This is a genomic window from uncultured Phocaeicola sp., assembly GCF_948499155.1.
Classification (GTDB): domain Bacteria; phylum Bacteroidota; class Bacteroidia; order Bacteroidales; family Bacteroidaceae; genus Phocaeicola; species Phocaeicola faecalis.
The window spans coordinates 1-5,957 of sequence record NZ_CAOOSE010000052.1; the positions used below are offsets into that span (position 1 = coordinate 1).

Here is a 5,957-nt window from a genome sequence, read left to right on the forward strand (position 1 = left end):
GTATCTTTGTCGCCCGATTTATATAGTATTGCTTTGGGAAAGTTTGATAAATATAAGATAGAATTGAAGAATATGAAGGCGGACTCTGCTAAGTATGAGTTTACGCTGGATAATCAATTCTTTGTAGATCTGGATGGACCAGAAGTGCAAAAAGGAAAGCTGACAGTGGAGCTGAATGTGAAAAAGACATCTGGCGTTTTTTTGTTAGAGTTCCAGACTGAAGGTATTGTCATTGTACCATGTGACCGTTGTCTGGATGAAATGGAATTACCTATTTCGACATCAGATAAGCTGAAAGTCAAATTGGGGCCCTCATTTGCCGAAGAAGGTGATATTGTCGTGGTTCCTGAGGAAGACGGTTACATTAACATTGCATGGTTCTTGTATGAGTTCATAGCATTGAATATACCTATGAAACATGTGCATGCTCCGGGTAAATGTAATAAAGGCATGGTAGGCAAGCTGAGCAAACATTTGCGTACTTCAGGTGATGATGAGGAAGATGATGATATTGCAGTTGAATTACCCGAAGGTGAAGAAATAGGCAATGAAGAGCCTCAGGAAATAGATCCGAGATGGAATGAATTAAAGAAAATATTAGATAATAATTAAAGTTTAGAAAAATGGCACATCCTAAAAGAAGACAATCAAAAACGAGAACTGCAAAGAGAAGAACTCATGACAAGGCAGTTGCTCCTACTTTGGCTATCTGCCCTAACTGCGGCGAATGGCATGTTTACCACACTGTATGTGGAGCTTGCGGTTATTATAGAGGTAAGTTAGCAATCGAAAAAGAAGCTGCTGTTTAATCAGTAGCTTTAAACACGTTTGTACGTTTTATAAAATAAAGCCGGCGAGCTTCGGCTCTGTCGGCTGTTTTTATAAAGGGTACAAACTAATAATTTGGAATGATGGAAAAAATTAATGCAGTAATAACAGGAGTCGGTGGTTATGTACCTGATTATGTCTTGACGAATGAAGAAATCTCAAGAATGGTAGATACCAACGATGAATGGATTATGACTCGAATTGGAGTTAAAGAGAGACGTATCCTTAATGAGGAGGGATTGGGAACATCGTATATGGCGCGTAAGGCAGCCAAGCAACTGATGCAGAAAACCGGTTCAAATCCTGACGACATTGATGCGGTAATCGTAGCAACAACTACTCCTGACTATCATTTCCCTTCAACCGCTTCTATTCTGTGCGATAAGTTGGGATTGAAGAATGCATTTGCATTCGACTTACAGGCTGCGTGTTGTGGATTTTTGTACTTAATGGAAACAGCTGCTTCACTCATCGCATCTGGTAGACATAAAAAGATTATTATTGTTGGTGCTGATAAGATGTCGTCTATGGTAAACTACCAAGACCGTGCTACTTGCCCTATCTTTGGTGATGGCGCTGCAGCATGTATGGTAGAAGCTACTACAGAAGATTACGGAATAATGGATTCTATTCTGCGTACGGATGGTAAAGGTCTTCCTTTCCTTCACATGAAAGCAGGTGGGTCTGTATGTCCTCCTTCTTATTTCACGGTAGATCATAAAATGCATTATCTCTATCAGGAGGGTAGAACTGTTTTTAAATATGCTGTTTCAAATATGTCGGATATTACTGCGACTATTGCTGCAAACAATGGTTTGAATAAAGATAATATCGACTGGGTAATTCCTCATCAGGCGAACTTGCGCATCATTGATGCTGTTGCATCTCGCTTGGAAGTGCCCTTGGATAAGGTGATGATAAATATTCAGCGTTATGGAAATACCAGTGGGGCAACGCTTCCGTTGTGCCTTTGGGATTATGAAAAGCAGCTGAAGAAAGGAGATAACCTGATATTTACAGCATTCGGCGCAGGTTTCACCTATGGAGCCGTTTATGTGAAATGGGGTTACGATGGTAGTAAGAGATAATAATCATTAAACTACAAATACAAATGAACGCATCCATACTCAGATGCGTTTTTTTGTCTGTAACCAATAAATTATAAAAAATTATGCATAAGGCAGGGTTTGTAAATATAGTAGGAAATCCTAATGTGGGTAAGTCTACATTGATGAATTTGCTGGTAGGCGAACGCATCTCAATCGCTACGTTCAAGGCACAGACGACGCGTCATCGTATCATGGGTATTTTGAATACTGATGATATGCAGATTGTATTTTCGGATACCCCGGGAGTATTGAAGCCGAATTATAAGTTGCAGGAAAGTATGCTTAATTTTTCGGAGTCGGCGCTGGCAGATGCTGATGTGTTACTGTATGTGACTGATGTGATAGAGAAGCCCGACAAGAATCTGGAGTTTATCGAAAAGGTTCGTAAACTGCAAGTTCCTATCTTATTGCTGATTAATAAAATAGATTTGACTAATCAGGAAGATTTGGTAAAGCTGGTGGAAGAATGGCATGAACTGATTCCGCAAGCTGAAATTATTCCTATTTCGGCTACTTCGAAGTTTAATATAGATGTAGTGATGAAGCGCATCAAGGAATTGCTGCCCGATTCACCTCCTTATTTTGGTAAAGACCAATGGACTGATAAGCCGGCTCGTTTCTTTGTGACGGAGATTATCCGTGAAAAGATTTTGCTGTATTATGACAAGGAGATTCCTTACTCGGTAGAAGTAGTTGTAGAACAATTTAAAGAAGATGCAAAGAGCATTCATATCAGTGCGGTGATTTATGTGGAGCGTGATTCACAGAAAGGTATTATCATCGGTAAACAGGGCAAAGCATTGAAGAAAGTGGCAACAGAAGCACGTAAGACTTTAGAGCATTTCTTCCAGAAGTCTGTTTATCTTGAAACTTTTGTGAAAGTGGATAAGGACTGGAGAAGCTCTGACAAAGAATTGAAAAACTTTGGGTATCAATTGGATTAAAATCGACTGTGATAGCCGTAAACAAGAAAGAACATGGGAAATTTAGTAGCAATCGTAGGACGTCCCAATGTGGGAAAGTCTACACTTTTTAATCGTCTGACCAAGACTCGTCAGGCTATTGTAAATGAGCAGGCAGGAACAACCCGCGACCGCCAATATGGTAAGTCGGAATGGTTGGGACGTGAGTTCTCTGTCGTTGATACCGGCGGATGGGTAGTAAACTCGGATGATGTTTTTGAAGAGGAAATCCGCAAACAGGTATTGTTGGCCGTTGATGAAGCGGATGTGATTTTATTTGTTGTAGATGTGGTAAATGGAGTGACAGACCTTGATATGGAGGTGGCTGCCATCTTGCGTCGCACAAAGAAGCCGGTTATCATGGTAGCAAATAAGACTGACAACAATGACTTGCAATATAATGCAGCCGAATTTTATACGTTGGGACTTGATGACCCGTATTGTATTTCTGCCTTGAGTGGATTCGGCACAGGAGATTTAATGGACTTGATTGTAAGCAAGTTCAGTAAAGAAGGAGAAGAACTGTTGGACGAGGATATTCCCCGTTTTGCAGTGGTGGGCCGTCCGAATGCAGGAAAATCATCTATCGTAAATGCCTTTATCGGTGAAGACCGTAATATTGTGACAGAGATTGCCGGTACTACGCGTGACTCTATTTATACTCGTTACGAGAAGTTTGGTTTTGATTTCTATTTGGTGGATACCGCCGGTATTCGCAAAAAGAATAAAGTGACGGAAGATTTGGAATACTATTCCGTCATCCGCTCTATCCGCTCCATCGAAAATTCGGATGTATGTATCTTGATGATTGATGCAACCCGTGGTATAGAGGGACAGGATTTGAATATTTTTTCGCTTATCCAGCGTAATCAGAAGGGACTGGTAGTAGTAGTGAATAAATGGGATTTGATAGAGAATAAAGATGCTAAGGTGATGAAGACATACGAAGAGGCTATTCGTTCGCGTTTTGCTCCATTTGTGGACTTCCCTATCATATTTGCTTCTGCAATGACTAAACAACGCATTTTTAAAGTGCTGGAAATGGCTAAGGAGGTTTATCATGCCCGCACAACCCGTATTCCGACTGCTCGTCTGAATGAAGAAATGTTGCCGTTGATTGAGGCATATCCGCCCCCCTCAACAAAAGGAAAATATATTAAGATTAAATATTGTACACAGTTGCCTAATACACAAGTTCCTTCTTTTGTGTTCTTCGCTAATTTGCCTCAATATGTAAAGGATCCGTATAAACGTTTTCTTGAGAATAAGATGCGTGAGAAATGGGGACTTTCCGGTACTCCGATAAATATTTATATCAGACAGAAATAAAGTATTTAACATAAAATTTAAATGAGGTTGTTTCAGAATAAGAGAATGAGACAGCCTCATTGTTTTTATTTCTGCATGGACGGAATGTTTCCATCCGAATACATAATGCGAACTGAATTGTTGTCATTCGGGCGAACATAAATATATAGTCCGCCCCTATGGTAGATAATTCCCTTATTTTTTCTTTTCTATTTCCCTAATCTCTTCTTCTTTTACTTTGCGCAATAAATCAGAAGCGAAAATAAAGTTGTTCAGGCGTTCATTTGTTGCTGTGAATACATCATTCTTAGTGCCTTCCCACTCTTTATGTCCTTGGTAGATGTAGAGAATACTGTCGCCGATTCCCATTACAGAGTTCATATCGTGAGTATTGATAATCGTAGTCATGTTATATTCGGTAGTGATATCATGAATCAGTTCGTCGATTACCAACGATGTTTTAGGATCCAAGCCGGAGTTTGGTTCATCACAGAATAGATATTGCGGATTCAGTGCGATGGCACGTGCAATGGCAACACGCTTCTGCATACCGCCACTGATTTCTCCCGGGTACTTATTTTGAGCTTCAATCAGATTGACGCGGTCAAGGCAGAATTGAGCACGCCTCAGACGGTCACGGTAAGTGTCGTTAGAGAACATATCGAGTGGAAACATCACATTTTCCAATACCGTAAGAGAGTCGAATAAGGCAGCACTTTGGAAAATCATTCCCATTTCGCGACGTAATGTCTTTTTCTCTTTCTTATTCATGCTTAGGAAGTTACGCCCGTCATAGAGGATTTCCCCCCTTTCGGGTGTCAGCAGCCCTACGATACATTTCATCAATACCGTTTTTCCCGAACCGCTCTGACCGATAATCAGGTTGGTTTTTCCGTTATCAAAAATGGCATTGATATCTACCAATACATCTTTGCCTTCGAATGACTTATATAATGATTTAACTTGTATCATCCCATTAAAAGTTGTGTTAATACCAAGTCGGAGAACAGAATCAGCACACTGCTCATGACTACAGAATCTGTACTTGCCTTACCCACTGCAATGGAGCCGCCCTCTACTGTATAACCGAAGTAGGCTGATACACTGGAGATGATAAAAGCGAAGAACAATGACTTTATAAAACTACACCAGACAAACCATTCCTGGAAACTGTATTGCAAACCGTATTCCAAATCTTCCGCATTCAGTACCCCACCAAACCAGCAGGTGCAAAAGGCACCTATGATTCCGGAGAAAATACTAAAAATCACCAGAAAAGGAATCATAGTCATCAAAGCAGCAATTTTAGGCAGAATGAGATAACCTGCCGAATTGACTCCCATAATCTCAAGAGCGTCGATTTGCTGAGTTACCCGCATTGTTCCTATCTCTGAAGCAATGTTGGACCCGACCTTACCGGCAAGGATGAGACACATGATAGAGGACGAAAACTCCAACAACATGATTTCACGGGTAGTGTAACCTACTACGAAGCGCGGCATCCAAGGGCTTTCGATGTTTAATTTGATTTGAATGGTAATAACTGCACCAATGAAGAATGAAATCAGCAGCACAATGCCGATAGAATTTACTCCCAGTTGCACCATTTCATTGAGGTATTGTTTGAAAAACATTCTCATACGTTCCGGACGCGCAAAAGTACGTCCCATCAGTATGATGTATTTTCCTACAGTCGTTATGGGTCTTATCATCATAGTTTTCACAATTTCCTGCAAAAGTAGCCTTTTTT

The 5,957-nt window shown here is 40.5% G+C and carries 7 protein-coding genes; 5 read left to right on the plus strand and 2 right to left on the minus strand.

From position 1 onward, the window contains the following. Positions 1–72: 72 nt before the first annotated feature. The 5 genes from QYT14_RS18720 to der all read left to right on the plus strand — a co-directional run bounded on the left by QYT14_RS18720 (position 73) and on the right by der (position 4,228). Positions 73–612: a DUF177 domain-containing protein gene (locus tag QYT14_RS18720; RefSeq protein WP_237040243.1), complete on the plus strand. Its 540-nt coding sequence runs from the start codon at positions 73–75 to the stop codon at positions 610–612. Positions 613–623: 11 nt separating this feature from the next. Beyond that, a complete protein-coding gene (gene rpmF / locus QYT14_RS18725; protein ID WP_002562387.1) occupies positions 624–809 on the plus strand; it encodes a 50S ribosomal protein L32 in 186 nt (61 codons plus the stop codon). Between the two features lie 102 nt (positions 810–911). Further along, positions 912–1,916 (plus strand): beta-ketoacyl-ACP synthase III, encoded by a 1,005-nt coding sequence (locus QYT14_RS18730; RefSeq protein WP_005941347.1) that lies wholly within the window; start codon positions 912–914, stop codon positions 1,914–1,916. Positions 1,917–1,999: 83 nt separating this feature from the next. Continuing rightward, positions 2,000–2,881, plus strand: a complete 882-nt coding sequence (era, locus tag QYT14_RS18735; protein WP_237040238.1) for a GTPase Era — start codon at positions 2,000–2,002, stop codon at positions 2,879–2,881. A 33-nt stretch (positions 2,882–2,914) separates the two neighbouring features. Next, positions 2,915–4,228, plus strand: a complete 1,314-nt coding sequence (gene der, locus QYT14_RS18740) for a ribosome biogenesis GTPase Der (RefSeq protein WP_237040237.1) — start codon at positions 2,915–2,917, stop codon at positions 4,226–4,228. A 174-nt stretch (positions 4,229–4,402) separates the two neighbouring features. Here the strand turns inward: der and QYT14_RS18745 are convergent, their stop codons facing one another. After that, positions 4,403–5,179 (minus strand): ABC transporter ATP-binding protein, encoded by a 777-nt coding sequence (locus tag QYT14_RS18745; protein ID WP_237040236.1) that lies wholly within the window; start codon positions 5,177–5,179, stop codon positions 4,403–4,405. Then, positions 5,176–5,919: an ABC transporter permease gene (locus QYT14_RS18750; protein ID WP_018452432.1), complete on the minus strand. Its 744-nt coding sequence runs from the start codon at positions 5,917–5,919 to the stop codon at positions 5,176–5,178. Before QYT14_RS18750 ends, QYT14_RS18745 begins: the two co-directional genes overlap by 4 nt. Positions 5,920–5,957 lie beyond the last annotated feature (38 nt).